27 protein-coding genes are annotated in these 24,393 nt (G+C 65.8%); 15 read left to right on the forward strand and 12 right to left on the reverse strand.

The genetic code is table 11. From position 1 onward, the window contains the following. The first annotated feature begins 31 nt into the window (after positions 1–31). Positions 32–1,249 carry an MFS transporter gene (locus tag B9C43_RS44380; protein WP_084433370.1) on the forward strand — a complete coding sequence of 406 codons (1,218 nt, stop codon included), beginning with the start codon at positions 32–34 and terminating at the stop codon, positions 1,247–1,249. A 40-nt stretch (positions 1,250–1,289) separates the two neighbouring features. On the opposite strand, the gene B9C43_RS44385 is transcribed toward B9C43_RS44380, so the two are convergent. Together B9C43_RS44385 and B9C43_RS44390 are read right to left on the reverse strand one after the other, a co-directional pair. Then, positions 1,290–1,874: a hypothetical protein gene (locus tag B9C43_RS44385; protein WP_143447032.1), complete on the reverse strand. Its 585-nt coding sequence runs from the start codon at positions 1,872–1,874 to the stop codon at positions 1,290–1,292. Positions 1,875–1,959: 85 nt separating this feature from the next. Continuing rightward, on the reverse strand, positions 1,960–2,820 hold the full coding sequence (locus B9C43_RS44390; RefSeq protein ID WP_084433372.1) for an SDR family NAD(P)-dependent oxidoreductase: 861 nt from the start codon (positions 2,818–2,820) through the stop codon (positions 1,960–1,962). A 183-nt stretch (positions 2,821–3,003) separates the two neighbouring features. On the opposite strand from B9C43_RS44390, the gene B9C43_RS44395 reads away from it, so the two are divergent. Further along, on the forward strand, positions 3,004–3,873 hold the full coding sequence (locus B9C43_RS44395; protein ID WP_033383847.1) for a helix-turn-helix domain-containing protein: 870 nt from the start codon (positions 3,004–3,006) through the stop codon (positions 3,871–3,873). A 101-nt stretch (positions 3,874–3,974) separates the two neighbouring features. Here the strand turns inward: B9C43_RS44395 and B9C43_RS44400 are convergent, their stop codons facing one another. Further along, on the reverse strand, positions 3,975–4,901 hold the full coding sequence (locus B9C43_RS44400) for an NAD(P)-dependent oxidoreductase (protein WP_084433373.1): 927 nt from the start codon (positions 4,899–4,901) through the stop codon (positions 3,975–3,977). Positions 4,902–5,179: 278 nt separating this feature from the next. Here B9C43_RS44400 and B9C43_RS44405 point away from each other — a divergent pair, with 278 nt between their 5' ends. After that, a complete protein-coding gene (locus B9C43_RS44405) occupies positions 5,180–6,427 on the forward strand; it encodes an MFS transporter (RefSeq protein WP_084433374.1) in 1,248 nt (415 codons plus the stop codon). Further along, positions 6,424–7,770: an amidohydrolase family protein gene (locus B9C43_RS44410; protein WP_084433375.1), complete on the forward strand. Its 1,347-nt coding sequence runs from the start codon at positions 6,424–6,426 to the stop codon at positions 7,768–7,770. The genes B9C43_RS44405 and B9C43_RS44410 overlap by 4 nt, the downstream gene beginning before the upstream one ends. A gap of 163 nt (positions 7,771–7,933) precedes the next feature. Here B9C43_RS44410 and B9C43_RS44415 read toward each other — a convergent pair whose 3' ends face one another. Together B9C43_RS44415 and B9C43_RS44420 are read right to left on the reverse strand one after the other, a co-directional pair. After that, a complete protein-coding gene (locus tag B9C43_RS44415; protein WP_235039217.1) occupies positions 7,934–8,575 on the reverse strand; it encodes a DUF2238 domain-containing protein in 642 nt (213 codons plus the stop codon). 83 nt (positions 8,576–8,658) lie between these two features. Further along, positions 8,659–8,991: a MerR family transcriptional regulator gene (locus B9C43_RS44420; RefSeq protein WP_033383841.1), complete on the reverse strand. Its 333-nt coding sequence runs from the start codon at positions 8,989–8,991 to the stop codon at positions 8,659–8,661. A gap of 821 nt (positions 8,992–9,812) precedes the next feature. Between B9C43_RS44420 and B9C43_RS44425 the strand changes: the two genes are divergently transcribed. After that, on the forward strand, positions 9,813–10,217 hold the full coding sequence (locus B9C43_RS44425; RefSeq protein WP_084433377.1) for a hypothetical protein: 405 nt from the start codon (positions 9,813–9,815) through the stop codon (positions 10,215–10,217). A gap of 100 nt (positions 10,218–10,317) precedes the next feature. Here B9C43_RS44425 and B9C43_RS44430 read toward each other — a convergent pair whose 3' ends face one another. Further along, the gene (locus tag B9C43_RS44430) at positions 10,318–10,857 is read right to left on the reverse strand and encodes a CGNR zinc finger domain-containing protein (protein ID WP_160097140.1); all 540 of its coding nucleotides are present in this window, start codon (positions 10,855–10,857) and stop codon (positions 10,318–10,320) included. A gap of 64 nt (positions 10,858–10,921) precedes the next feature. Between B9C43_RS44430 and B9C43_RS44435 the strand changes: the two genes are divergently transcribed. From B9C43_RS44435 to B9C43_RS44445, 3 genes are read left to right on the forward strand one after another with little or no spacing between them, the layout of a single operon-like run. Beyond that, positions 10,922–11,389, forward strand: a complete 468-nt coding sequence (locus tag B9C43_RS44435) for a mycothiol transferase (protein WP_084433379.1) — start codon at positions 10,922–10,924, stop codon at positions 11,387–11,389. Continuing rightward, positions 11,386–12,570 carry a MalY/PatB family protein gene (locus tag B9C43_RS44440; RefSeq protein ID WP_084433380.1) on the forward strand — a complete coding sequence of 395 codons (1,185 nt, stop codon included), beginning with the start codon at positions 11,386–11,388 and terminating at the stop codon, positions 12,568–12,570. Before B9C43_RS44435 ends, B9C43_RS44440 begins: the two co-directional genes overlap by 4 nt. A gap of 10 nt (positions 12,571–12,580) precedes the next feature. Beyond that, complete coding sequence (locus B9C43_RS44445) at positions 12,581–13,204, forward strand: hypothetical protein (protein WP_084433381.1); 624 nt, start codon at positions 12,581–12,583, stop codon at positions 13,202–13,204. A 110-nt stretch (positions 13,205–13,314) separates the two neighbouring features. Here the strand turns inward: B9C43_RS44445 and B9C43_RS44450 are convergent, their stop codons facing one another. From B9C43_RS44450 to B9C43_RS44460, 3 genes are all read right to left on the reverse strand, one after another. Continuing rightward, positions 13,315–14,151 carry a helix-turn-helix transcriptional regulator gene (locus B9C43_RS44450; protein ID WP_084433382.1) on the reverse strand — a complete coding sequence of 279 codons (837 nt, stop codon included), beginning with the start codon at positions 14,149–14,151 and terminating at the stop codon, positions 13,315–13,317. Positions 14,152–14,156: 5 nt separating this feature from the next. Continuing rightward, complete coding sequence (locus B9C43_RS44455; protein WP_407657164.1) at positions 14,157–15,146, reverse strand: aldo/keto reductase; 990 nt, start codon at positions 15,144–15,146, stop codon at positions 14,157–14,159. 129 nt (positions 15,147–15,275) lie between these two features. Next, positions 15,276–16,163, reverse strand: coding sequence for a hypothetical protein (locus B9C43_RS44460; protein ID WP_084433383.1), 888 nt, complete (start codon positions 16,161–16,163; stop codon positions 15,276–15,278). A gap of 81 nt (positions 16,164–16,244) precedes the next feature. Between B9C43_RS44460 and B9C43_RS44465 the strand changes: the two genes are divergently transcribed. After that, complete coding sequence (locus B9C43_RS44465; protein ID WP_143447033.1) at positions 16,245–17,477, forward strand: helix-turn-helix transcriptional regulator; 1,233 nt, start codon at positions 16,245–16,247, stop codon at positions 17,475–17,477. 166 nt (positions 17,478–17,643) lie between these two features. On the opposite strand, the gene B9C43_RS44470 is transcribed toward B9C43_RS44465, so the two are convergent. Beyond that, positions 17,644–18,690, reverse strand: coding sequence for a LacI family DNA-binding transcriptional regulator (locus tag B9C43_RS44470; protein ID WP_160097142.1), 1,047 nt, complete (start codon positions 18,688–18,690; stop codon positions 17,644–17,646). An 87-nt stretch (positions 18,691–18,777) separates the two neighbouring features. Between B9C43_RS44470 and B9C43_RS44475 the strand changes: the two genes are divergently transcribed. From B9C43_RS44475 to B9C43_RS44490, 4 genes are all read left to right on the forward strand, one after another. After that, complete coding sequence (locus B9C43_RS44475) at positions 18,778–19,386, forward strand: carboxymuconolactone decarboxylase family protein (protein ID WP_051895617.1); 609 nt, start codon at positions 18,778–18,780, stop codon at positions 19,384–19,386. After that, entirely contained in the window at positions 19,379–20,350 is a 972-nt protein-coding gene (trxB, locus tag B9C43_RS44480; RefSeq protein ID WP_084433386.1) for a thioredoxin-disulfide reductase, read from the forward strand. Before B9C43_RS44475 ends, trxB begins: the two co-directional genes overlap by 8 nt. Positions 20,351–20,464: 114 nt before the next feature. Then, positions 20,465–21,184, forward strand: coding sequence for an AfsR/SARP family transcriptional regulator (locus B9C43_RS44485; protein WP_160097144.1), 720 nt, complete (start codon positions 20,465–20,467; stop codon positions 21,182–21,184). Positions 21,185–21,267: 83 nt separating this feature from the next. Further along, positions 21,268–21,657, forward strand: a complete 390-nt coding sequence (locus B9C43_RS44490) for a hypothetical protein (protein WP_084433388.1) — start codon at positions 21,268–21,270, stop codon at positions 21,655–21,657. A 48-nt stretch (positions 21,658–21,705) separates the two neighbouring features. Here the strand turns inward: B9C43_RS44490 and B9C43_RS44495 are convergent, their stop codons facing one another. Beyond that, on the reverse strand, positions 21,706–22,818 hold the full coding sequence (locus tag B9C43_RS44495; RefSeq protein WP_084433389.1) for a helix-turn-helix domain-containing protein: 1,113 nt from the start codon (positions 22,816–22,818) through the stop codon (positions 21,706–21,708). A gap of 117 nt (positions 22,819–22,935) precedes the next feature. Beyond that, positions 22,936–23,262, reverse strand: a complete 327-nt coding sequence (locus tag B9C43_RS44500; protein ID WP_033383872.1) for a MerR family transcriptional regulator — start codon at positions 23,260–23,262, stop codon at positions 22,936–22,938. 131 nt (positions 23,263–23,393) lie between these two features. Between B9C43_RS44500 and B9C43_RS44505 the strand changes: the two genes are divergently transcribed. Both B9C43_RS44505 and B9C43_RS44510 read left to right on the forward strand, forming a co-directional pair. Next, positions 23,394–23,693 carry a hypothetical protein gene (locus B9C43_RS44505; protein ID WP_143447034.1) on the forward strand — a complete coding sequence of 100 codons (300 nt, stop codon included), beginning with the start codon at positions 23,394–23,396 and terminating at the stop codon, positions 23,691–23,693. A gap of 265 nt (positions 23,694–23,958) precedes the next feature. Further along, positions 23,959–24,276, forward strand: a complete 318-nt coding sequence (locus B9C43_RS44510; RefSeq protein WP_084433391.1) for a J domain-containing protein — start codon at positions 23,959–23,961, stop codon at positions 24,274–24,276. Positions 24,277–24,393 lie beyond the last annotated feature (117 nt).

Below are 24,393 nucleotides of genomic sequence, written 5' to 3' on the forward strand. Positions count from 1 at the left end.
AAGACCATTCCGCGTGACAAGGAAGCTGGACATGAGCACACCACAGATGGCGCTGAGCGCTGCCAGGACGAACCTGGCACTGGCCACGCTGTTCTCGGGAATGTTCGTTCTGGGCAGTGCCGAACTGCTCGTCGTCGGCGTGCTGGACCTGATCGCCGCCAACCTGCACGTCTCCATTCCCGCGGCAGGCACGCTGGTGACCGTCTACGCGCTGGGCCTGGCCATCGGCGGCCCGATCCTGACGGCGCTGACCATCAGGCTGAACAAGCGCACCGTCCTCGTCGGCACGCTTGTCCTGTTCATCATGGGCAATCTGGTCGCGGTGCTGACCACGAGCTACGGCGTGTTCCTCGCGGCACGGGTTTTCACCGGCGCGCTGCAGGGCCTGTTCATCGCCGCCGCGTTCGCAGCGGGCATCGCAGTCGTCCCGCCGGAGCGCATCGGCAGGGCGATCGCGCTGATCGTCTCCGGTGTCGCGGTGTCGGCCGCACTGGGCGTGCCGCTGGGCACGTTGGTCGGCCAAGCACTTGGCTGGCGTGGCTCGTTCACCGCCATCGTCGTACTCGCCGTGATCACGCTGATCGCCACGCTGGCACTGGTTCCATCGACGCCAAGCATCGGCGAAAGCGCGGGCAACCAAGCGAAATACGCCTTCGCCCCGCGCGTGATCGCTGTTCTGGTGCTGAACTTCCTCGTGTTCGCGGCACTGTACGCGGCATTCACCTACATCGTGCCGTTCTTGCAGAGCGTCACCGGTGTCTCCGGCGCGCTGCTGAGCGTGTTCCTGCTGGCCTACGGCGTGGCCACGGCGGCGGGGTCGTTCGGTGGCGGCAAGTTCGCCGACCAGAACGCCGCACGCACCCTGGTCGTCGCGAGCGTCGGCGTCGCGGTCTGCCTGCTGGCGCTCTACTTCGTCGGGACCGTCCCGTTCCTGGTGGCGCTGGTGATGTTGGCGTGGGGGTTGTTCGCCTTCGGCATGGTGCCGTCGCTGCAGTACCGCGTGATCAGCTTGGCTGGCCCTGGCGGCGCACTGGCGCAGTCGCTACCCGCTTCCGCGGCCAACGTCGGCATCGCCGTGGGATCGTTCGCCGGTGGCGTGGCCGTCGGCAGTTTCACCGCCGCCGCCGCGGTGATCACCGGCCTGGTCATCGCAGTGCTCACGATCCCGGTCGCCTGGGCCACCAGCTTCCTCAAGCCGCCGGTTGTCGACGAGACAACGCAACCGGCGCAGGCAGGCACCGGAGGGTGACGTGACCGCGTGGCGCTGTTCATCGATCGGACGTGCAGCGTCACAAACGAGCCATGACGGCGGCCGCGACTTCGGTGAGCTTCTGCTGCGGCAGGACTTTCGGCCCGGTCAACGCGATCAGCCGAACGTTGTCGCCGGAGTGCTTGGCACCGGCGAGCAGCACACCAGTGCCGTCGGAAGTCTCGTAGAACACCGCCGTCTCACCGACTCCGCTCACCGGAGTGGGTTTGGACTTCGCAGCCTGGCTCATCGAGTCGATCGCGGAAGCCGCACTGCGGCCATTGGTCGCCGGGAACTCCCTGGCGATGAGTTCGAGTGCGGTGTTGCCACCCCGGGTGTAGGCGCACCGGTAGATCTTGTTGCCGTCGTCGTCCTCGGGCTTGCGCTCAGTGGGAGTGAGTTTGGCGTCCTTGCCGTTGTTGAGCAGTCGAGTGAGGTCGTCGTTGGACAGCAACGGACACGCTGCCGTGATCGGTGCCGATTGCTGTCCTGTATTGGAGGTCGTGAGGGATGTGGAGCTGCTGTTGGCCGCGGGCGGCTGCGCAGCGGGTGGGTTTTCATTCGCCGCGCAGCCGACGGCTAAAAAGGACAAGGTGCTGATCGAGACAACCCAACGACGTGTCATGGCCGCGCATGCTAACGCCCTAGCCAACTGCCCACGGCCCAAGGGGCGGATCAGTGACTTGTCAACCACGAACCCCGGCGGAACTTCAGGCCGTGCGGAAGTCGGTGGCGGCGGCGGTCTGCGTTGTGGCGTCGAGGTTCGCGCGCAGGGCATCGACTTTGGCGGTGGCGTAGGAATGCGCGTCCGAGCCGAGCAGCTGACGCAGCGGGCCGGCCCCGCTGACGACCTGGCCGATGATCGCCGCCGCGCCCTTGACCGGGTCACCGAGCTGGTTGCCCTGCAGGCTCAGGTGGTTCGAGGTCATCTCACGGATGGCCGGGTAAGCATCCGTGGTGGCGGCGGGCAACGCGAGCGAGTCCTTGGTGAGGAAGTCGGTGCGGAAATAGCCGGGTTCGACGATGGTGACCTTGACGCCGAAGCTGGCGACCTCGGCGGCGAGCGCCTCACTGAGGCCTTCCAGCGCGAACTTGCCCGCGCAGTAGAGCGCCCACCCCGGGACGGCGGTCAGCCCGAGGATCGACGACACGTTGACGATGTGGCCGCTGTTCTGCCTGCGCAGAACCGGCACGGCGGCACGCAACATGTTCCACACACCGACGACCTGGACGTCCAGCATGGCGCGCACGTCTCGATCTGTGGTCTCCTCCACCGCGGCCAGAAAGCCGTAGCCAGCGTTGTTGACGACGACGTCAAGGCCGCCGAAGCGCTCGACCGTCTGATGCACGGCCTGTGCGACAGACTCGTCGTCGCGCAGGTCGACAGCGAGCGGCAGCAGCCGTGAAGTGTCGATGCCGTCGCCGAGTGCCGAGCGCAACCGTTCGGTTGAGCGTGTCGTCGCGGCGACGTTGTCGCCGCGCTCGATCAGCTGCTTGACCAACTCAAGGCCCAGGCCGCGGGAAGTACCGGTGACGAACCAGGTCGCGGGTCGATCCGTTGGGAAACTCATTGTCATCCTCAAGTCAGGAATTGCGGGAGAGCACCGGGCGATATCCGGTACTGGCATGACTCAAGGCTGGCGCACGAAAAGCCGCTGTGGACGCCCATCTCGCGCCCTGCGCGGCCTCGGACTGGGCAACCTAGGACGCACAGGTCCACTCACAACCGGACGATGTCGGCGACAATGCTTTCCGTGGCAAAAACCAACCGCGAGCTCGCTGATTTCCTGCGACGAGCCCGTAGCCAGATCGACCCGGCACGAGCGGGCCTGCCGCCCGACGGCAGGGTGCGCCGCGTGCCCGGCCTGCGCCGTGAAGAAGTCGCGCTGCTGGCTGGAGTGTCGACGGACTACTACGCCCGTCTCGAGCAAGGCCGGCGCATCACACCTTCCGCTGCCGTGGTCGAGGCGATCGGCCGCGCTCTCGGACTCGACGCCGCGGGACGTGCACACCTCGAAGACCTCTTCGGGCTGACGACGGCTTCCGCCCCTCGACGGGCGCGTGACGTCCAACGAGTGCGTCCCGGGCTCTATCAACTTCTCGATTCCCTCGACGGCGAACCCGCACTCGTCCTTGGCCGCCGTACCGACATCCTGGCCGCAAACCGAATGGCCAAGGCATTGTTCGCCGACTTCGACCAGCTGCCGCCGAGGCAACGAAACTACGCCCGCTGGATGTTGCTCAGCCAGGACGCGCGATCACTGTTCGTGGACTGGCAGGACCAGGCCCGTGCCGCGGTGGAGAGCCTCCGATTCGAGGTCGGCCGCGACTCCGATGACCGCGCCACAGCCGATCTCGTGGCCGAGTTGCGCGAACACAGCCGCGAGTTCGACCAGTGGTGGGAGCAGCACCGGGTCCACCAGCGCACCCACGGCTCGAAGCGACTGCGTCACCCCATCGTCGGGGACCTGACCGTCGAATACGAAACCCTTGCGCTGCCTGGCGATCCCGACACGACCCTGTACATCTACACGACCGAGGCCGAATCACCGTCGCGGCGAGCCATGAATCTCCTTGCCAGTTGGGCGGCCGCCGGCCCAGGACAAGCGACGATCCGTAACTGATCTCCGTGCTGCCGGATGCACAGACTGAGTGCGCAGGAGCGGGCCGCGACCACCGGCTGGCAGGATCGGTTCAAGCACACCGGACACGCGTTCGTCCCTCCTCACGAGTCCAGGCCGTCGGTCACGTCCGCGTTCTCGGGCTCGAGCGTCAGGCCGCTGCGGCGAGCCTGCTCCTGCACCAGAACCGCGAAGTCCTGGTCCACCAAGCCCGCTCCGGCCGCCGAGGCGACCAGCTGCGCAGTGGCCGCCGCGACCGGCATCGGCGTCTCCAGCTCACGCGCGGCGGCCAATCCGAGGTCGAAGTCCTTGAGCAGCAAAGGCATCGTGAACGTCGGGGTGAAGTCCAGATTGACCAGTGCCGGTGTCTTGTACTGGCTGAACACCGAACCCATCACCGACTGGTTGAGAAACTCCAGGAACGCCGCCCTGCTGACACCCCCTTTCTCGGCCAGCACAGTGATCTCGGCCATCGACTGGATCACCACGCCGAGGAAGACGTTGTGGCAGATCTTCACTAGCCTGGCCACTTCGTCCTCGCCGACGTAGGTCACCGCGCGGCCGAGGCGCTCCAGCAATGGCTGGACGGTGTCGAAGGCATCCCGGGGACCGGACACCGCGAGGGTCAGCTTGCCGGAGCTCACGACCTTCGGGTTGCCGCTCACCGGCGCGGCCAGCAACGTGGTCCCCCGCTTGGCCGCCGCCACGCGCACCGCCGCCGAAGCCGCAGTGGACACAGTGGACGAATCGACGAGGATCCCCGGAGCCTTGCCCTGATCAGTGAACAGACCGTCCTTCCCGGACGTCACCTGCTCCAGATCGGCGGACGCGGAGACCATTGTGAACACGACATCGCGGTCAGCGAGATCAGCCGGACGATCCACCACCGTCGCGCCCAGGTTCTCGGCCTTGGCGCGCGTCCGGTTGTGGATCGCCACGTCGTACCCCGCGTCGATGAGGCGTTTCACCAGCGCGGCTCCCATCCGGCCTGCGCCGATCCAGCCGATCGTGGTCTCGTGCGGGTTCACCATTCGTCATACCCCTCGCTCGAAGCACAGGAATGCAATCGAATGCACTGTGCACGTGGCGACACCCGCCCGTCAAGCCGGAACGGCCGAACATCGGCATAATAGTCATGAGATGTGACTACATGACTCAAGATTGCCTGATAAAGGAGACTTCTTCACCGAGCTGGCTGAATGGATGGCGATCGGCAGGCAGCGCAGCCGCGTCGACTCAAAGGTGTTGACGGCACCCGCTTGCCGTCCTACCTTATGCAATCGTTCGCATTCGGCAGCAGGAGGTCAGGATGGCCAGCACCGAACCCTCATCCGTCACCGCTCGACCGGCGACACCCGTCCCGCCACTCGTGGTCATCGCCGGATTCACGTTGCTGGCCGTGTCATTCATGATCAACGCGATGGACCGGCAGGTCTTCTACCCGCTGCTGCCCGATATCCGCACCACGTACGGCTTCTCGCTGTCGGAAGGCGGCCTGCTGGCGACCGGGTTCACGCTCGGCATGGCAGGCGCGGGCCTGCCTGCGGGGTATCTCGCGGATCGCGTGTCGCGCAAGACGCTGCTGGTCATCAGTATCGTCATCTACTCCGTCGGAACGCTGCTGACACCGGCCGCGACCGGATTCGCCGACATGGCGGTCTACCGGCTGGTGTCGGGATTCGGCGAGGGGATGCAGGCGACCGCGCTGTACGCCGCGATCGGCGCGTTCTTCTTCGTGCGCAGGTCGCTGATGCTGGGGCTGTTCGGGTTCGCGTTCGGTGCCGGGGTGTTCTTCGGTCCGATCATCGGAACCAGCCTGGCCGGCTCGTACGGCACATGGCACGCGCCGTTCATCGCTTTCGGTTCCGTCGGGCTGCTGCTCGCCGTCCTCATCGGACTGTTCGTCGGACGTCGGCTCACCGAGGCCGTTGCCGGTGCGGCACAACGGGAAACCGTGAACTACGACTACCTTCCGGCGTCGCCGTACAACCGCAACACAAGGCTGCTGGCCGTCGCCACAGCCGCGGGTGGGCTGACGGTGTACGGGTTCCTTGGGCTGTACCCGACCTACCTGCGGACCGAGCTGCACGTCACTCCGGGGCAGACCGCGCTGGCCACCAGCCTGATCGGAGCGGGCGCCGCCACCTCGCTGTTGTCGGGATGGCTGGCCGACCGGTTCGACCCGCGCAAGGTACTTCTCGTGACGTACGCTGGGCTGGCCGTGTCCGCGTGGTTTGTGTTCAACGGCGCGGACACGCCGACGTGGCACTACGTCACCTCGTTCATCATGGCCACATTCGGCCTCGGATCGTTGTTCACCAACTGCAACAGCACAATCCAACGGTCTGTCCGGCCCGAACATGTCGGCCGCGCCGCAGGATTGTTCGTGACCACCTACTACGTGCCCGCAGCGGTCTCCGGGTATGTCTTCGCCGAACTCGTGGACGTACTTGGCTGGACGCAGGCCGCGTTGTGGCAGTTCACGATTGTCCCGCTGGCAGCGTTGATCCCACTGTGGTTCGTCCGGTCCGCCAAGATCATCAGGAGTGTCACATGAGGACGTTGTTCACCGGTGGTGCTGTTTTCACCGAAGGAAAGCTGCTCCCTGACACGGACGTTCTCGTCGACGGCACCACCATCGCCTCGATCGGGGCCACAGACGGGCGGCCTGCCGACCGCACGATCGATGTCACCGGATGTCTGGTGCTGCCAGGGCTGATCAACACGCACCAGCACGACTGGTACGTCTACGGACGGGGCCTTGGTGGCGGAATGCTGCTCGAGCAGTGGATCTCCGACTGCCTCTTCCCGATGAAGTCGCACGTGACCGTGGACGACCTGCGGCTGGCCAGCGAGGTCGCGTCGCTCGACATGCTGCGCGGCGGTACGACAACTTCGGTCAACCACCAGGTCAACGAGACGACACTCGCCGAGGAAGAGGCGATCCTCCAGCCCGTCGCGGATACCGGGATCAGGCAGTTCTTCGGGAAGGTCATCCGGCCGCACGACGCGTCCGACGGGTACGCCTCGGCACAGGAGTCCTTCGCGAAGTGGGACGGTTACGCCGATGGCCGCGTCCAGGTCGGGTTCGTGCTCGAGGCCACCGCCCACTGGGTCCACATGGGAACCTGCTCCGAGGAGATGGTGATCGGCGGCCACGCGCTGGCAGTCGCCAAGGACACCTTCGTCTCGTCGCACATCGCGGGCGGCACGATGTCCCGCGACAGCGGCTACCTCAAGTTCGTGTTGGAGACCGGCCGTACCGATCTGCAGTTCCTGCACCGCCTGGGAGTCCTCGACGACCGCTGGATCCTCGCGCACACCATCCATCCGCGCGACAACGACCTCGACCTCATCGCCGCATCAGGCAGCACAGTCGCCCACACGCCCAGTTCCGAGGCCGCGCGCGGCGGTGGCATCACGCCGGTCGCACGCATGCTGTCCAACGGTGTCCACGTATCGGTCGGCACCGACGGTCCCATGGTCGACCTCAGCAACGACATGGTCGAGCAGCTGAAGTGGACCCGCCTGCTGCAGAACCAGGTCCACCTCTCCCCCTCGTCGATCTCGCTGGAGAAGATCGTCTCGATGGGAACCTCGGCCGGTGCCCGTGCGGTGCGCGCCGAGGACCGGATCGGCACGCTCGCACCCGGAATGGCCGCGGACATCGCAGTGTTCGACCTGCACACGCTGCACTCCATGCCCGTGCACGACGTATTGAGCACCTTCGTGCACACCTCCCGTGGCCGGGACGCCCGGCACGTCATGGTCGACGGCGAACTGCTTGTCGAGAACGGCAAGTTCACCCGCGTGAACGATCTGTACATCACCTCGCTGCTGGACCAGGCAGGCGCGCGTGGCCAGGCACTCGCTCGCCGAGCGGGTCTTCTGCCCGCATGAACCAGATCACGACGCCCGCCACACCCAAACGGGGCGTCGCTGCAGCTGCATTGTCCCAGACAGCGAAGTGGAACCAACCGGGTAAGCCAACCGACGCGGCGCACATCTCAGTCATGCCATCGTCCTGGAAGCCGAAGACCTGACACATCACCGCGCCCAATCCTCACCCGGTGTTCCGGTCGCGGGCTCCTGGCCGGCGCATATCCGCGAGCTGGCGGTCGTGGACGCGGCGCAGCAGCAACTGCGCGACAAGCGCGCCGCACAAGCACAGGAACATGTCCCAGTGGGTATCCCATACGTCGCCTTGTGTGCCAAGGAAGTCGTCGGCCGCGGCATCAAGGACGATGGCCGCCGCCCACTCCACGAACTCGAAGCACGCCGCGATTGACAGGCACACCGCGGCTGTGAGGGTGAACGTCCAACCGCCCGGCCGTAACGGCGTCAGCCGCAACAGCAGTTCACGCACCAGGATCGCCGGTACGAAGCCCTGCACGAAGTGGGCGAAGCGGTCGTAGTTGTTGCGCTGGGTGTCGAGCAGGTCCTGAAACCAGTTACCGAGTGGCGTCTGCGCGTACGTGTAGTGCCCGCCGTAGCAGAGGACGATGGCGTGGCACACAAGAAGCCACAACACCAGGCGTGTCAAGGGAAACCGGGTGCGGTTGAGGATCACCAGCGGCGCACCGATGACGATCCACACCACTTCGAGCGCCCATGTGCCGAGACTACGGGCGCCGATCGCCGACCACACCAGCGCGACGATGACAATCCCGATGAGCACAGCGCCCTCACGGCGGGAGACACCCATCCGATCACTGTGCCGCATCATCTGGCGATGCGCAGATCATGGTCTGCTGACCGGGCGGTGACACCCGCGTGAGCCGCGGTTTGTCAGTCCTGTTGGCGCAGTTCGGCGTTGAGCTGCTGCGCTTCGTGGAGTTGGTCTTCCAGAGTGACGATCCGGCAGGCGGCGGCCAGAGCGGTGCCCTGATCGACCAGTTCCCTCACCCGGGCGGCCAGCCGCAACTGGTAACGCGAATAACGTCGATGCCCGCCGCTTGAGCGCTGCGGCTCGATCAGCTTTGCCTCGTCCAGACTCCGCAGGAAACCCTGCGTGGTACCCAGCATCTCCGCGGCCCGCCCCATGGTGTAGGCGGGGTAATGCTCATCGTCGAACTTGTCGCCCGCGTCTGACGCAGGCGTGTCACGCGGATCAGGGATCATCGCACCTCCACATCACGAAGGGCCCCGGCGCGCGACGCGCCGGGGCCCAAAGGTTGGGTTTCATCATTGTCGACCGATCGCGAGATCGGTTTCCAGTACCCGCGTCCGTCGAATAGCCGGATATCGCGGGGATCGCTTGTCAGTAACCGAGAACCACCTACCAATCGAGTGGGACTGCGGTACCCGCGCGGCGAAAAACGACAGCCGCGGCGGGCGATCAGCTGATGCGACCCTTCCCTTCTTTCTCGGGTGTTTCCTCTACTGCGTACTCCTGTGACGGCCACCGCCTGGAACCCCTTACCAAGATCGGCCCCAGAACGCCTGACGCGCCACTGGTCAGTGGCCGGAGCCGTCAACTGCCCGGCTCCGGCACACCTGACCGTCTTTACTGCTACTTCACCAACTTCGTGAGCGCACCATCTCCGCCCACGTCTTGCACTACCTCTTCAGGGCCACTACTACCTTCGAACTGCCGACCCTGGTACTGCCCGGCCACCGGGTGTTGACCAAACCACCGCTCGATGACCGTCTTCGTCTCACTCGCGGGTAGTTACGTTATCTCCCGCGCCTGCTCGACTTTGTCTCTCTGGTACGAGGAGAAGACTACACACATCGATCATCGAATGTCTACCCCAGCCACCATAGATTTTCTCAGCGGCTCGCCCGCCCGACGGTGGACGCGCGTCGGAGTCCGATCCGTGAGCTGCGCATGGGGCCGGTCTACCCGCCAGTAACACTGCCGGAATTGGGTCCGATCTTCCGCGTACACACACGGCTAGCGACACGTTTGGAGACTTCACGGTCATGGGTACCTGCTGGGCGTGCAGCCGGGGGCGATCGACCAACACGACAACCGAAATCCGCCACAGCCAGGTCGGGCGGACCACTCACTGCTGTCCACCTTGCTCTGGCTCAAACTCGTGACCTACTGGCCGTACCTGCTGCCCGCCATGGACCAGCGAGACGTCACGAACCACGTCGAAACGCTGGCAGGGCACGTAGCCGACCTGCTGACCAAGCCGGAGCACCAGAGCGCACCGAGCAACGTGGTCGATCTCGCCCATCAGGTGCTCGACATCTGCTGCGAGTTCGTCCAGCGGTGGACCGGGCAGCCCGCCCCGGACGAGGAGTTCGCAGTCGACGTCGAGCGGCTTCGAACCCGATTGCGTGACATGTGCCATCAGCTCTCGCCGAACAACGCCGCCGTACAATCCGAAGCGTCGTGAAGATCCAGCATCAGGTTGCCGTCGACGATCACGGCGTCCGACAAGGGTAGGCCGGGTTCAACTTCGCGAGCTCGGTCAGCGGCGTAGCGACCAGTCGGAGCTAGCCAGCGGACTTGCGGGCGCGGTACTGCGCCGCCTTGATCCGGTTCCCGCACTCCTCCATGCCACACCAACGTCGGTTCACGGTCCTGGACCGGTCGATGAACAACCGGGTGCACAACTGCCGTCCGCATTCCCGCAGGACGAGGTTCCCGCTGTCCGCCAGCAGCTCAGCAGCGGCCCGGGCGGCAACGCAGGCGATCACGGCCGCGTTTCCGGTGCGCGCAAGCCCAGTAGCGGACAGCGTGTAAGCCGGCAGCGGACCGTTGGCGAGTTCGTTGATGGCGTCCAGGTCTGCCTTTCGCCACCGTTCGCCGGACAGGGTCGCCACGGCGAGCCGGTAGATCGTTTCACGCACGTGTCGCAAGTGGACAAGCTCGTCCGGTGTGATTTCCGGCCCGACAGTGAGGATGCCCGCCTCGACTGCCCACTGTGCCGCGTCAGCGGGCGCCACGAGCAGCTCCTCGGGAGCCTCCCGGCGCCACTTCAACGTTCCCGCGAAGTCAAGCGCGAGGTCACCGCTGACGAACACGAAAGTCACCGCGTCATCTTGACGGAAGAAACTTGCATGTGCAAGGTTGTCACCTACTAAGAAGGTGACAAAGATGATCACTCGTGAGCAGTACCTCTACTTCGTCGACCGCGCGTTGGACGGCATGATCGCCATCGTCACGGACCTCGGCGACGAACTGGCCAATCGCAAGCCGGACCTGCCCGGCGCGAACAGCCCTTATGCGCTGCTGAACCACTGTCTCGGGGTGGTGGCCTACTGGGGAGGTGAGCTGGTGGCGGGCCGGGACGTGCCGCGCGACCGGGTTGCCGAGTTCGCCGCTGCCGGTCCCGTCCAGCCGCTGATCGAACGCGCCTTACAGGTGAAGATGCAGTTCCATCGTGATGTCATGGCATCGGCTCCACGCGAACCGTTACGGCACCAGCCCGCAGCGGATTTTCAGGGCCCACAGCGCGAACTCGATCAGGGTGGCGCCCTGTTGCACGTGTACGAGGAACTGGCACAGCACCACGGCCATCTGGAGATCACCCGCGACTGTGTTCTCGCCGGAACCCAACGATGACTGCCGACTCTGCCTTCTCCCGGATCTCCCCTGCCCGGCTGCGATCAGGCTGGGGAGTCAAATGGGGCTCGGTGCCCGCGGAGACCATCGGGGCATGGGTGGCCGACATGGACTTCGGCATCCCGGGCCCGGTGCGTGCGCGGATTGTCGAATGCACCGAGCGAGAAGACTTCGGTTATCCGTTCTGGCGTGGCGAAGACCCCGTCATCACGGCGTTCGAGCAGAGGATGAGCAGCCACCACGGATGGCAGCCGGCGCCAGGCCGGACCCGGGTGTTCACCGACCTGATCCAGGTGCTGCAGGTCGTGATCGAACACGCGACCAAGCCAGGCGACGGAATCGCGCTGCACGTACCGAACTACCCGCCGTTCCTTGCCAGCATCGAACGTTCTGGTCGTCGCATGGCGCCCATCCCGATGCTCTACGGTGACAACGGTTGGAGCTTCTCCCCCGACAACCTGGCTGAGCGGCTGCGAACCGCGGGATGCCGGTTGATGCTGTTGGTCAATCCACACAATCCGACTGGCCGGGTGTTCCGCCGTGACGAACTACTCGTGCTCGCCGAAGTGGCTGAGCAACTCGACCTCATCGTCCTGTCCGACGAGATCCACGCCGATCTTGTTTACCCTGAGAACAAGCACATCCCCTTCGCGGCACTCGGTGACGGCATCGCACAGCGGACCATCACGGCCACTTCCGCGACGAAGGCTTTCAACATCGCCGCATTGCGGTGCGCCGTCATGCACGTCGGCCCAGACAGTGTCAAGTCCACATTGGACGCAGCACCGCTGGACTACTTCGGTACGCCGAGCATCCTCAGCCGGGTCGCGACGGTGGCGGCGTGGAACGAGAGTGACGGATGGCTCGACGGCCTGATGAAGACACTCGAGCACAATCGGACGACCATCAACGACTGGATCCCGGCGGGCAGTCGTTATCACGCACCAGAGAGCACCTACTTGGCGTGGTTCGACCTGCCAGACGTCGACCTACCGGCAGCCCGGCTGTTGCGCGAAGCGAAAGTGATGCTGAGCGACGGAGCGGAGTTCAGCGAAGGCACCACAGTGGACACCTCGTCGTTCGTCCGGCTCAACTTCGCCACCAGCCCGGATACCCTCGCCGAGATCCTCGACCGGATCTCGCGGGCCTCGCCCAGCCTGGCACGGCGGCCGGACCGGTAAGCTGCCGCGCATGGTCGACAGCCAAGGAATGCTCGGCGGGGTCCTGATCGCGTGCGCGTTGGCGATAGCCGGATGTACGTCAGGAGACAACGGGATCACCCTTGACAGCGCGCGCAAGACCGCCACTTCAGCCGGGGCATCGCCGGCCGCGTGTCCGATACCGTTCGATGTGTCCGCCGCGTTGCCCGGCGGTCCGGCGGTGCGGCCGGGCAAGGTCGAGGTCCAGGCCTCGAAGACCACCACTCCAGCCGCTGACCCTCTTGCAGCGCAACGAGATCAGGGCATGACCGGATTGGACGCCGCGGCTGGCGTGTCGTTCGAGTGCGACTACGAGGTCGACGGTAAGACCATCCACACCTGGCTCGTTGTCACGCCCGGACCACTGTCGATCAACCTGATGGCGCCGCAGATCGCGGGGGACAGCGGCATGCCCATCGCGCAACTGGGTGACTTCGTGGCGAACCCGCCCGAGCCCGGCAAGGCCAAACTGACGCCCGGCGGCGAGGTCGCCGTGGGACGCGTCCCCGTCGACGGAAACGGCGACGCGTCCCTGTTCGTGAACCCCGACGGCGTGGTCACCGGGGACGCGCTGAACAAGACGACAGAGAGTCTCCTGAGCCAAATCCGCCTCTGAACACTGCCACGCGAGACCTCGCCACGAACAAGTACACAGCTCACACCAAGACGCGGCAGCGCCCTTCCACCCATTGCGGTCTGTCCGATGTGGACAACTTCGCAGAACTGTCAGCTGTCGAATGTCTGCGCGCCAAGCACCTGGAGGAATTCGAAGTTCGCTGCGGTGGTCGATCCTGGTTGTGGCCGGAAGATCACCAGCCGGTGTCCGGTACCGCTGAGGACGAAGTCGCACTGCACGTCCAGCGGCCCCGCGTGCGGGTGGACCAGTATCTTGCGGGTGGAGCGAAGCGGCTCGACCGTCATCTCGTCCCAGTACCGGCCGAACTCGTCGCTTGCCGCGAGGAGGTCCGCGATGAGGCTGTCGACCTTGGCGTCCTTGCCACGGCGCGCGGCCGTCACCCGCAAGTCAGCCGCGTAGCCGCGGCCGATCGCTTCGTGCTCCTCGGGCACGTTGAGCGCTCGCGACTGCGGATCGGTGAACCACCGCCACGTGACGTTCCCCGCGCGCTCATCGCCAAGTTCCCACGGCCCGATCAGCGCATGGCTCAGCCTGTTCTGGGCGAGCACGGTGGTGAGGTCGTCGATGACATGGGCAGGCACGGTGGTCAAGGCGTCGAGCAGGAACATCATCGCAGGGTCGACGTACCCGCCCGTCTCGCCCGCGAGCGGCGGCGAGTAGCCGGCGAGCCGGTAGAGGTGATCGCGCTCATCGACCGACAGACGCAGTGCCGTGGCCAGGCTCGCCAGCATGGCAGGCGAGGGGTGCGCATTGCGGGACTGCTCCAGCCGTTCGTAGTAGTCGACCGAGATGTTGGCCAGCAACGCCACCTCGGCTCGTCGCAGCCCAGGGGTACGGCGGCGACCGCCGGGAACAAGGCCGACGTCGGCCGGGCGCAGCGCTTCACGCCGGGCCCGGAGAAAACTGCCCACGTCGTTGTGCGTCATCGCTCCTACTCCTGAATGGCACTCATCGCGGCCGCGACGTACCTCTCGCCCGCCACCTCGTCGGCCGGGATCACCGCGCTGAGTGCGGCCAGCGTATCCGAGTCCACAGTGAACTCGGCAGCGGCGACGTTCTCCTCAAGGTAGGCGCGCCGTTTCGTGCCAGGAATCGCGGTCACACCTTGGGAAAGCACCCACGCCAACGCCAATTGCCCTGGGGTGGCGGCGTGCTGCTCGGCGATCGCTCGCACCCGGTCGGCCAGAGCGAGGTTGTGCGCGAAGTTCTCGCCCTTGAAGCGGGGCGCGGTTCGGCGCCAGTCACCTTCCGGGAGCCCGTCGAGTGACCGCAGCTCGCCAGTCAGGAAGCCGCGGCCCAGTGGTGCGTACGCCACGAACCCGATACCCAACTCCCGCACCGTGTCGAGCACCCCGTTGGTCTCCACGGTCCGCGTGAACAACGAGTACTCCGTCTGCACGGCCGAAAGCGGTGCCGCCGCATGGGCCGCGCGAATGTTCTCGGCGGACGCTTCACTGATGCCCAGGTACCGAACCTTGCCTTCGGCGACCAGTTCGCCCAGGGCACCGAACGTCTCGGCCACTGGCACGGCCGGGTCGACGCGGTGCTGGTAGTACAAGTCGATGCGATCGGTGCCGAGCCTGCGCAGCGAGCCTTCCACCGCCCGCCGCACGTAATCGGGACGGCCGTTCGGACCGCCGACGATCTTGCCGGTGTCATCCAGCGTCACGCCACCGAACTTGGTAGCGAGCACGACCTTGTCCCGGTGGGACGCGACCGCGCGGCCGAGCAGTTCCTCGCCGGTGAACGGGCCGTACATGTCCGCCGTGTCGAACAGCGTGACCCCGAGTTCGATCGCCCGGTGGATCGTGGCGATCGACTCGGCGTCGTCCGGGGTTCCGTACATCGCGGTCATCCCCATGGTGCCCAGCCCTTCGACTGACGTCGTCAAGCCCTGGCTACCGACCTGGTGCGTCCTGATGGTCACGTGCTCCTCCTGCTGCCCCTTGCCGCCGATCCAGCGGCCACCCGGCAAGCATGCGCCCGGGTCTTGAAGCTTGGAGCGTCTACTTCAGACCCGTCTGCTGAGGACGACGCTAACGACGGGCCCCTACTCCTCGACCGTGGCACCTGCCAGCGTGATCAAGGCGTCACGCGAAATCCGGGATCCGTCCCAGACCGAGGTCATCCGCGTGATCTTGCCGTCCCGGTTGGTTTCCAGCGCGGTGATGCCGAGCTTGACGGGACCGTCGGCGCTCCACTCGTAGCCGCCGTTGACGACGTGCCTGACCCGTGTGCCCGCGCCCATGTAGGGCAGCGACGCCGTGGTCAGGAAAGCCTCGATGCTGCGGTGGCCGACGACCTGGATGTGCGACGGCAGATCCTCGATCACCCCGTGCAGGTCGAAGAATCCGACGGCTGCCGCGATGTTCCGGGTGCGCAGCGCGTCGGCAAGGCCGCGAGCCACTCGTTCGGCCAATCGCGACGCCTTTCCGCCGAGCGACTCCCTGAAGTCAGGCGGAAACTCCGGCCGCCGTATTGCTTCGAAGTTCTCGATGCCGAAGTGCCTGCCGTCCCAGTAATCGACCCAGCGGACAATTTTACTGTTCCGGTAATTGACCGCCGCGACCGCCCGGATCTCGACCGGTCCGAACATCCCCGGTGAATTGTAGAAGAAGACGATCGCACTGTCGCCGTAGCCGACGATCCGCAGCGGCTGTGACACCGACGTGGCCGGCCAGTTGGGCATGAACTCGGCGAACCTGCTGCGTTGCTCCTCCCAGGTGACCGACAAGGCACCGACGGCCGCGTCACCGTACGCCATGCTCGAACGGGAGAAATGCGCCATCGTCGCGTCGACATCGCGATTGCTCTTGTCTCGGAAGTACGCTTTCAAGCGCGCTTCGATCGAGGATCGATCGGCGGCGTTCGCAGTTCCGGCCGGGATGAGAGCGGCCGTGACAACAGCCGCCTGTAAGAGGTTTCGTCTGGTAGCCATAACGCCATGGTCGACCGATTCTGGCGAGGTCGCGCCATTCATCTGGACGGTCTCCACCTGGTCGAAAGTACAGTCGACGGCATGTCCAAGCTCGGAATGGCGCTGCGGATCGTGCGGTCCGCGCCAGACGAGGCGCTGCAGCAGCTGTCCGACGTGCTGGCCGAGACGATCCCGCATCGCGCGGCCATCCAGATGGGCACCCACTGCCCGACTGCTGCGATCAAGAGCGTCGGCAACACCAGCCCACAGGCGACGGGCACCGAGTTGTTCGCCCTACTCGCTTACGTCAGTGCTGGCCAACCTTGGCTGGGCACCGCCAGATTGGCAGGCGACGATCATCCTGTGCTGGCGTGCACCAGTGACTGCGTGCCGGGCGGGGCGCTGCTCGTGCTGGTGCGGCCGGACTCCGGTCCGCTCGACGCCGACGCACTCGCCCTGGTCCAACAGCTGTGGGATCTGGTCGTCACGCACCACCACCAGCTCACCGTGAACGCGGAGCCCGCGATCATCACTCGGTCGCGTGCCGTCGTCCAAGCGCGGGAAGCAGCCGTCGGTGAGATGAGCGAAGCGCACTCGGCGGTCCTGACAGGACTGCTGGGTGTGTTGCGCAGCAAGCAGATCGACGATGCCGCAGCACGTTCCACGACCATCGACCTGGTGCTGAACGCGCTCGACGAGCTGCGCGCGGACGCCCAGCGGCGCCGGTTCGGTGGCGGGGAAGAGCCGCTGGGACGGGCCTTTCACCACCTCGCGGACGCGTTGCGGCCGTTGTTGGGGCACAGCCAGGTATCGCTCGAACTGGATCCGCCCAAGGACGATGTGCTGCTCGGGTTCGAACTGGCCAATTCCGCACGGGTTGCCGTTCGTGCCGTCGTACTCGCCGTGTTGGGACAGGACGACGTACGCAGGATCCGCGTGCGGTGGCGGGTGTCGGACGCTGAGCTCGTAGCGACCGTTCGGGACGATGGGCCTGGCGTGCTTGGCGAGCACGTTGACATCGGGGACATCGCCGCCCGTGTCCGCATTCAGGGCGGGGACGTCGATGTGGACGCCGTTCCCGGCTGGGGTTTGACGATCAAGGTGACCATGCCGCTGACGCCCGCGGCGGTCAGTCCGCTCACCGGGCTCGGCGGACGCGAGCTGGACGTGCTGGAACGACTGGCTTTGGGGCAGCGCAACCGGACCATCGCGCGGGCACTGAACATCAGCGAATCCACAGTCAAGTTCCACGTGGCCAATATCCTGAGCAAACTGTCGGTCGGATCACGCACCGAGGCCGCGGCCGTGTTCCACGCCTCAGCGGGCAGGGCCTAGCTCCCGGCTCGGCACTGTCGTCCACAACGCCGGCCACCTGTTCCTCGGCTACGTCGAGGCGTTCACCGTCGAAGAGGTCCAGCACCTGTTCGACGTCAACACCTTCGGTTTCCAGCGCGTGAAGGGCTACGGCGACCTGCTCACAACCAAGATCACCGCGGCGCCGTCATGACCGCTGGGAAATAGCACGTGGCCGGGCTGCCGGAGGAGCCGTTGAGCTGCGCGACACAAGTTCCGTTGGCACAAAGATGGTTTCGGGCGAGACCTCCTCCGAAGCACCGAGAATGTTCATGATCAGTCGAGCCGCCTCGACGCCCATGTCGTACTGCGGCATGCGCACTGTGGTCAGGGCTGGGCGTAGGTGCTCTGCCAACGGCATGTCGTTGTAGCCGACCACCGAGATGTGCTTGGGACAAGAAAGCCCCAACTGCTCCAGGGCCGTGTAGCAGCCAACGGCGAGCATGTCGTTGCCGGCGACAATCGCGGTGACGTCCGAGCGCTCGATGAGCCGTAGCGCCGCGTCGTGTCCGGCGGCTGCGGTGTACGCCGAAGCGTGCACGAAGTAATTGCGGGGGTGGCGCAACCCAAGGGACGTCATGCTGTGGCTGTAGGCGTCGCGCCGTGCCTGGGTGATCGACAGGTTCCGTGGACCCGCGAGGTGACCGATCGCCTTGTGCCCCAAGTCATGCAGGTGAGTCACTGCGGCGGCGACGCCTGACTGGTCGTCGCTCAGGACCGCTGATGCGGTTGTGTCGTCGAGGAGACGGTTGATCAGCACTACCCTGTCGCCTGCCGTCACGAGCTCGCGGACAACCGGATCGTCGCGCAGGGCGGAGGCGACGATGAAGGCGTCGCACTGCCGGGCCTTCAGGGTTGCGATGAGCTCGGCTTCGCGAGTGACTTCGTTGTCGGTGTTCGCCAGGAGGGCCGCGTAGTCGTGCGCGCGCAGCTCGTCCTCGATGCCACGGATCATTCCGGGGAACACCGGGTTGGTCAGGTCGGGGACAAGCACACCGACCGTGCGGCTTCGCCCTGTTCGCAGGCTGCGTCCCATGGAATCGACCACGTAGCCAAGCCGCTGCGCTGCCTCGCGGACGCGTTTCGCGGTCGCCGCGGTGATGCGATCCGGCAAGTCGGGATTGAGCGCGCGGGACGCCGTGCCCGGATGCACGCCGGCCGCCCGGGCGACGTCGGCGAGGGTTGGTCTCGGCATACCCACTCCTTGACAATCGATTGCCAATGTCCTCATCCTAACGTGTGGCAATCGATTGCCATACACCTAGGGACAGGAGGGACCATCATGCCCCGCATCAGCTACGTGCCGCCGGAATCGGTCACCGACCCGGAGATGGCCGAGGCGCTCGAGCAGTCCCGCAAGTACGGGACCCCGCGCCTGGAGAGCCAGGCCATCCGCGCGCACGTCCCCGACGTGCTGCGCACCTTCACCAGGTCCTGGCAGCTCGTCTTCCGGCAGGGCGTTCTCGACCACAGCATCAAAGAACTGGCGCGGGTCTTCATCGCCAAGACCCTCGAGTGCGGTTACTGCGCGGGTCAGCGATCCCATCTCGGCGCGGAGGCAGGGTTGACCGAACGCGAGTTCGACGAGGTCATCGAGTTCCGGAAGTCGACAGTGCTCGGTGACCGCGAGAAGGCAGCCCTTCGCTGGGCCGAAGCCATCGCCTGGGACCCGGCCATGGCGGACGACGAGGTCTGGGCCGAGCTGCACAAGCACTTCACCGAGCCGCAGCTCGTCGAACTGGGCTACTTCATCGGCCTGACGATGGGCCAGCAGAAGTTCCTCAAGACCTTGGGCCTCAAGCACGGCGAACTGGGGACCGAGTCGCTGGCCGGTCTCGCGCCCGAGGTCGCCGCGTCGCTCAGCACACCGGCCCCGCACGCTGATGCGTGACGTGACCATCATCGGATCGGGACCGGCCGGCTACACGGCTGCCGTGTACACGGCCAGGGCTGGTCTGGATCCCTTTGTGTTCGAGGGGATCCCGTCCGGTGGAGCGCTGATGCAAACCACCGATGTGGAGAACTTTCCCGGGTTCCCGTCAGGGATACAGGGTCCCGACCTCATGACTGCCATGCGCGCGCAAGCCGAACGCTTCGGCGCTGTGCTCACCGCGGACGAAGCAACCAGCATTGACCGGACAGACCGCGGCTTCTCGGTGTCGGGAAGCGAGGGCACCATCGAGTCACGCACGCTGATCCTGGCAATGGGATCCCGCTACAAGATGCTCGGTCTCGACAACGAGACCCGCCTGCTCGGACGCGGGGTGTCAACATGCGCCACATGCGATGGCTTCTTCTTCCGCGGCCAACGAGTGGCCGTTGTCGGCGGCGGCGACTCGGCCATGGAAGAAGCTATCTACCTCACCAGGTTCGCCACCGAAGTCACCGTCATCCATCGACGAGACCAGCTGCGGGCCAGCACCATCATGGCTGAACGCGCCCTCGACCACCCTCAGATCACGTTCGTGTGGAACACCACCGTCGACGACATCCTAGGTGACACACAGGTCACTGGCCTCCGAATGCGAAACCACGTCGACGGCAGCGTTGCCGACCTCGAATGCGAAGGAGTATTCGTCGCTATCGGTCATGTCCCGCGCAGCGAACTGGTCCGCGATCTCGTCGACCTGGATCCAGCAGGCTATGTGCTCGTGAAAGATCGGACCAGCGAGACAAACCTCAGTGGCGTCTTCGCCTGCGGTGACCTCGTCGACCATCGATACCGCCAGGCAATCACCGCCGCGGGCAGCGGTTGCGCCGCGGCCTTGGACGCCGAGAACTGGCTGACCGAGCACTCGACGGCACCCTTCGGGGCCGTTGACGGTTGCCGGTCTTCCGCCGGGGATCCAGCCTGAACATGCCCCTCGTCATGGCACTGTCCCGGTCTGTCCCGTCCAGGCGGGACACCTTCCGCTCCCCCGGATGCTGCGATGCGCTGGTGCGCACGCGGATTCGAGGGGGAAGTGACCTTGGAGTTCAAGATCCTGGGGACGCTGCGCGTCTACACGGCGTCGAATGAGGTACGGCTGACCGCACGCATGCCACGCCTGCTGCTGGCCATCCTGCTCAGCGGCGCCAATGAGCCTGTATCGGTGGACGTGCTCATCCACGCCTTGTGGGACGGCCGGGCGGTGGGCAACGCTGCGAACAAGCTGCACCTGCACGCGCACCGAGTACGTAGGGTGCTGGACGACCGGAGCCGATTACGTTACGAGCACGGCGGTTACCTGCTGCGGGTCCACCCTGGCGAGCTTGACCGCGACCACTTCGAGGAGCTGCTCGACCGCGCAGCCGCCAATCCTGTGACGGCTCTGCGGGATCTGCGGGCGGCCAACGCACTGTGGCGTGGCAGGCCGTTCGGCGAGTTAGGTGACTGTCAGGCGCTGCACAGCGAGATCCACCGGTTGACCGAGCGGCATTTGGCCGGGCTGGAGGACCTGTGCGCGGCCGAGATCAACCAGGGCGCGCACGCCGCCGTCGTCTCGGAGTTGACCGAGATGGCCCGCGTGCATCCGTTCCGGGAGCGAGTGCACGCGTTGCTGATGACTGCGTTGCACCGCAGCGGGCGGCAGACCGAGGCACTGGCGGTCTACCAGCGCGTCCGGCAGACCTTGGTCGAGGAGCTGGGACTGGAACCGGGACCGCTGCTACGCCGCGCGCACGCCGCGGTGCTCGCGTCCGTTCCGTAAAACGCCGAACTTGGAAAGCGATGGGAAATCGCACTCGGGGACGCTCGCGGTGTCGGATCACACCAACCGAATGGAGCGGAACCATGCGGAAACTGCTGACCTTGTGCGGCATCACGGCTGCGCTGTTCGCAGGGGCGGCGTCGGGCGCGGCAGCACAGGAGAACGCCGACGTGTTAGCCACCTACACCGCCTGGGGACCAGGCAGGGCCTCCAGCGCTACGTACAACAATGCCAACAACCACTACGTCATTCGTGACCGCGCAAGCGACAACCGGGCTGTCGCCGTGATCTTCCAGCGGGCCAACGGGGTTATCGTCGGCTTCCAGTCCTGCCACGAGGGTGCGGGCCAGAGCTGCCCGGGTGACCTGCCCCGCACGGTCACCGGACGGCTCTACATGCGGGCAGGTGTCGGATTGGGCCCCAACCCCACTGGATACAGGTGGGGAGCAGCGGTGGTCATCCCGAACGCGTGACGCACATGGTGTGGCGGGTACCGGCCCGCCACACCTCCTTCATTTCCTTCATGGCCCTAGTGGGTGCCATCCGTCGGGTCCAGGATGGAATCGTCCTGACACGAGGTTGATCGTGCCCCAGCGGGCCTCCCCGACCCGATACTGGGTGGCGAACACCCATGGGCCGTAGTTGGTTTCCGTGGAGCCGTATCCGCGGGCCCACGCTTCGACTCCGTCGGTGGCCAGCACCGAGCCGTCGTACCACTTGGTCTCGACGATGCCCGACCAGTTGGTCGTGGGATTGAACTCACCGGTGATCGGGCTGTAGAAGCCCGACCGGGCCTGGCTGTCCGAAGGCTGCGTGCACTGAGCGAGCGGCCCGTAGCCGGTGCCGAGGTACGGCATTGGACAGTGGATCACCGGCTGGCCGGGCAGCTCGATCGTTCTCCTGCCGGGCTCGGCCGGGGGAGGCGGTGTTTCCGGCGGTGTTGTCGGCTGCGATACCGGCGGTGATGACACGGTGGTGGGCGCCGGAGGCGAAGCGGTCGTGGTCTTGGCCGTGGCAGCCGGAGCGGTCGACGGCGGCGTTCGCTCGGCCTGATCGGGCGGGATGACTTGCGGCGCACCGGAAACGATGCCGGATGGAGGTGGGGAGGAGGACGGCGGGGGCTGGCTCGAACCAGGCCCCGCCGGTACCGCTTGGTCCGGACGCTGCTGAGCCACGCTCGGGCCGCTGGAGTCGAAGAGCCGTGTGCCGATCACGGCCACCACGGCGAGGGCTAGCACGACAATCGCGATACGCACTGGCCATTTGGCACGCCGCTTCAGCGGGAGCGGCGCCAACACCGTGCCAACTGGTTCTTGTTCGACGGGCGTTCCGCCCGCAGCGATGCGCCGGCGGACAGCAACCCATTGGGCGGTTTGATCTTCGTCGCAACCGCACGCGCGGGCGAAAGCCACGACCAGATCCTCACGTGGCAGCGCGCTTCGTGCCAAGGCGGCGGTCAAAGTGCTGCGTGGCAGCACTTGTCCTTCTGCGGCAGCACGCTTCTCCAGCTGCCGGTACCCCAAGCCTGTCCACCGCTTGAGACGGCGCATCACTTCGACGAACTCCGCTGAGGTGTTCACCCCGGCCGGATCAGGTCTGCCAAGATCCTCAGGCACGTCAAGCGCATCAGCCATCGCCGCCACCTCCCAAGGCAACGTTGGAGCGGCCAAGCGTAGTGAGTATCGACCGCGCTCCGGAAGGGATTGGGTCAGGAGCACTGTCTTGCGCCCGACTGCCCAGAGCACATCCCCTCAGTGAGCGGGTTCGTCGTCGCGGACCCGAATTTGCTCCTCCAGGGCGACGATCTGTGCTCGCGCCGCGGCAAGCGCGTCCTCCAGCTCCACGATCCGCGCAGTGGCAGCCAAGGTGTGCCCTTCATCGAACAGCACGCGAATACGAATCGCACGTTCCAGCTGCCGACGGCTGTAACGCCGGTGCCCGCCGTCTGACCGTTGTGGGCTCAGCAGGCTGGCGGTGTCCAGGCTTCGCAAGAACGCTTGCCGCACGCCGAGCAGGTCGGCCGCCTGACCGATCGTGTACGTCGGATGGTCGGCGTCATCGAGCTTGTCCAAGGTCACGACGGCTGACTCCCCATGCTGACGGCCCGCACCCAGAGAATAACTACAGCGCCCCCTTGACACAATCTACAGTGCGCACTATAAGAAAAGTATCGGTCGATGACCCCGGTGAGGACGCCCTGGGAGTGATCGTGATGCTGACGCAGACCGAGCAGACCGCGTTCGCGGAACTGGTTTTCGCGGAACGCGACTGGCTGGACGCGGAGTTCGACGCGATCGTGTCCGGCGGCTTCGGCTTCCCGGTGCAGCGCACCCGCCGACCACATCGACCACCGCGAAACCCTCGTGCCGGGAGCGGCGGCCTCCCCACAGAGGCCTGCCCACCCGCCTCGGCCGGCGAGGACGGCGCGACACCTCCGCGCGTCAGTGCGCGGGAACGCGCGCCTCCGACTGGTCAGCCACAAAGGACAGTGGACAACGTCAGGAGGTGATGACACACCGGGTACGGTGCCGCATGGCAGTCGCCCATGACTGTGAAACGTAGGCTGGGCAGTATTCCTCAACGCCAGCACGGCGTCTCGTGACGCGAAACCGGCGACTCCCCTCAGCACCTCCCGGCAGTGACGACCCAGTGCTGACACGTGTTCGACAATGGTTGAGTCCGTCCCGCTCGCTACCGCGCCCTGCGGTAGCGAGCCCTGGCGGCCAAGAAACGTGGAAAAGGCCAACGCCTGACCGTCACTTTTGGACAGAGAGATGGACCCGTACCGAGTACTGGGCGTAGCTCCGGACGCCACCGCCGCGCAGATCACCGCTAGCTACCGGGCCAAAGTACTCGCGCTACACCCCGACACACGGCCCGAGACTGCCGAACCCGCACGGCTGGCCGACGTCCTGGCCGCCTACGCCCTGCTGCGCGATCCACAACGCCGCGCGGCCTACGACGCCAAACACACCACACGCGAAACCCGCATCGAGGTTCGGGTCCGACGTGTTCAGCAGGCCCCGGACATCCGCCTCGACGTGTGGGCCGAGCCCGATATCCGTGTCGGCCCGGTGCGTCGGCTGTCGTAAACGGCCGGCTCGGTTACGGCGGACCTCCACGCCCATTCGGGGAGCACGCCACCTTGAACATCAACAGTGGATCGAAGCAGCATCAGCTCTGCGCGCCGGTTTTCTGGGTATTTGGAG

The organism is Kibdelosporangium aridum (assembly GCF_900176515.1).
GTDB lineage: Bacteria > Actinomycetota > Actinomycetes > Mycobacteriales > Pseudonocardiaceae > Kibdelosporangium > Kibdelosporangium aridum.

Coding starts and splice junctions, on each gene's coding strand:
- B9C43_RS44380 (WP_084433370.1), top strand. CDS start 32: ATGAGCACACCACAGATGGCGCTGAGCGCTGCCAGGACGAACCTGGCA.
- B9C43_RS44385 (WP_143447032.1), bottom strand. CDS start 1,874: ATGACACGTCGTTGGGTTGTCTCGATCAGCACCTTGTCCTTTTTAGCC.
- B9C43_RS44390 (WP_084433372.1), bottom strand. CDS start 2,820: ATGAGTTTCCCAACGGATCGACCCGCGACCTGGTTCGTCACCGGTACT.
- B9C43_RS44400 (WP_084433373.1), bottom strand. CDS start 4,901: ATGGTGAACCCGCACGAGACCACGATCGGCTGGATCGGCGCAGGCCGG.
- B9C43_RS44405 (WP_084433374.1), top strand. CDS start 5,180: ATGGCCAGCACCGAACCCTCATCCGTCACCGCTCGACCGGCGACACCC.
- B9C43_RS44410 (WP_084433375.1), top strand. CDS start 6,424: ATGAGGACGTTGTTCACCGGTGGTGCTGTTTTCACCGAAGGAAAGCTG.
- B9C43_RS44415 (WP_235039217.1), bottom strand. CDS start 8,575: ATGGGTGTCTCCCGCCGTGAGGGCGCTGTGCTCATCGGGATTGTCATC.
- B9C43_RS44420 (WP_033383841.1), bottom strand. CDS start 8,991: ATGATCCCTGATCCGCGTGACACGCCTGCGTCAGACGCGGGCGACAAG.
- B9C43_RS44435 (WP_084433379.1), top strand. CDS start 10,922: ATGATCACTCGTGAGCAGTACCTCTACTTCGTCGACCGCGCGTTGGAC.
- B9C43_RS44440 (WP_084433380.1), top strand. CDS start 11,386: ATGACTGCCGACTCTGCCTTCTCCCGGATCTCCCCTGCCCGGCTGCGA.
- B9C43_RS44445 (WP_084433381.1), top strand. CDS start 12,581: ATGGTCGACAGCCAAGGAATGCTCGGCGGGGTCCTGATCGCGTGCGCG.
- B9C43_RS44450 (WP_084433382.1), bottom strand. CDS start 14,151: ATGACGCACAACGACGTGGGCAGTTTTCTCCGGGCCCGGCGTGAAGCG.
- B9C43_RS44460 (WP_084433383.1), bottom strand. CDS start 16,163: ATGGCTACCAGACGAAACCTCTTACAGGCGGCTGTTGTCACGGCCGCT.
- B9C43_RS44465 (WP_143447033.1), top strand. CDS start 16,245: ATGTCCAAGCTCGGAATGGCGCTGCGGATCGTGCGGTCCGCGCCAGAC.
- B9C43_RS44470 (WP_160097142.1), bottom strand. CDS start 18,690: ATGCCGAGACCAACCCTCGCCGACGTCGCCCGGGCGGCCGGCGTGCAT.
- B9C43_RS44475 (WP_051895617.1), top strand. CDS start 18,778: ATGCCCCGCATCAGCTACGTGCCGCCGGAATCGGTCACCGACCCGGAG.
- trxB (WP_084433386.1), top strand. CDS start 19,379: ATGCGTGACGTGACCATCATCGGATCGGGACCGGCCGGCTACACGGCT.
- B9C43_RS44490 (WP_084433388.1), top strand. CDS start 21,268: ATGCGGAAACTGCTGACCTTGTGCGGCATCACGGCTGCGCTGTTCGCA.
- B9C43_RS44495 (WP_084433389.1), bottom strand. CDS start 22,818: ATGGCTGATGCGCTTGACGTGCCTGAGGATCTTGGCAGACCTGATCCG.
- B9C43_RS44510 (WP_084433391.1), top strand. CDS start 23,959: ATGGACCCGTACCGAGTACTGGGCGTAGCTCCGGACGCCACCGCCGCG.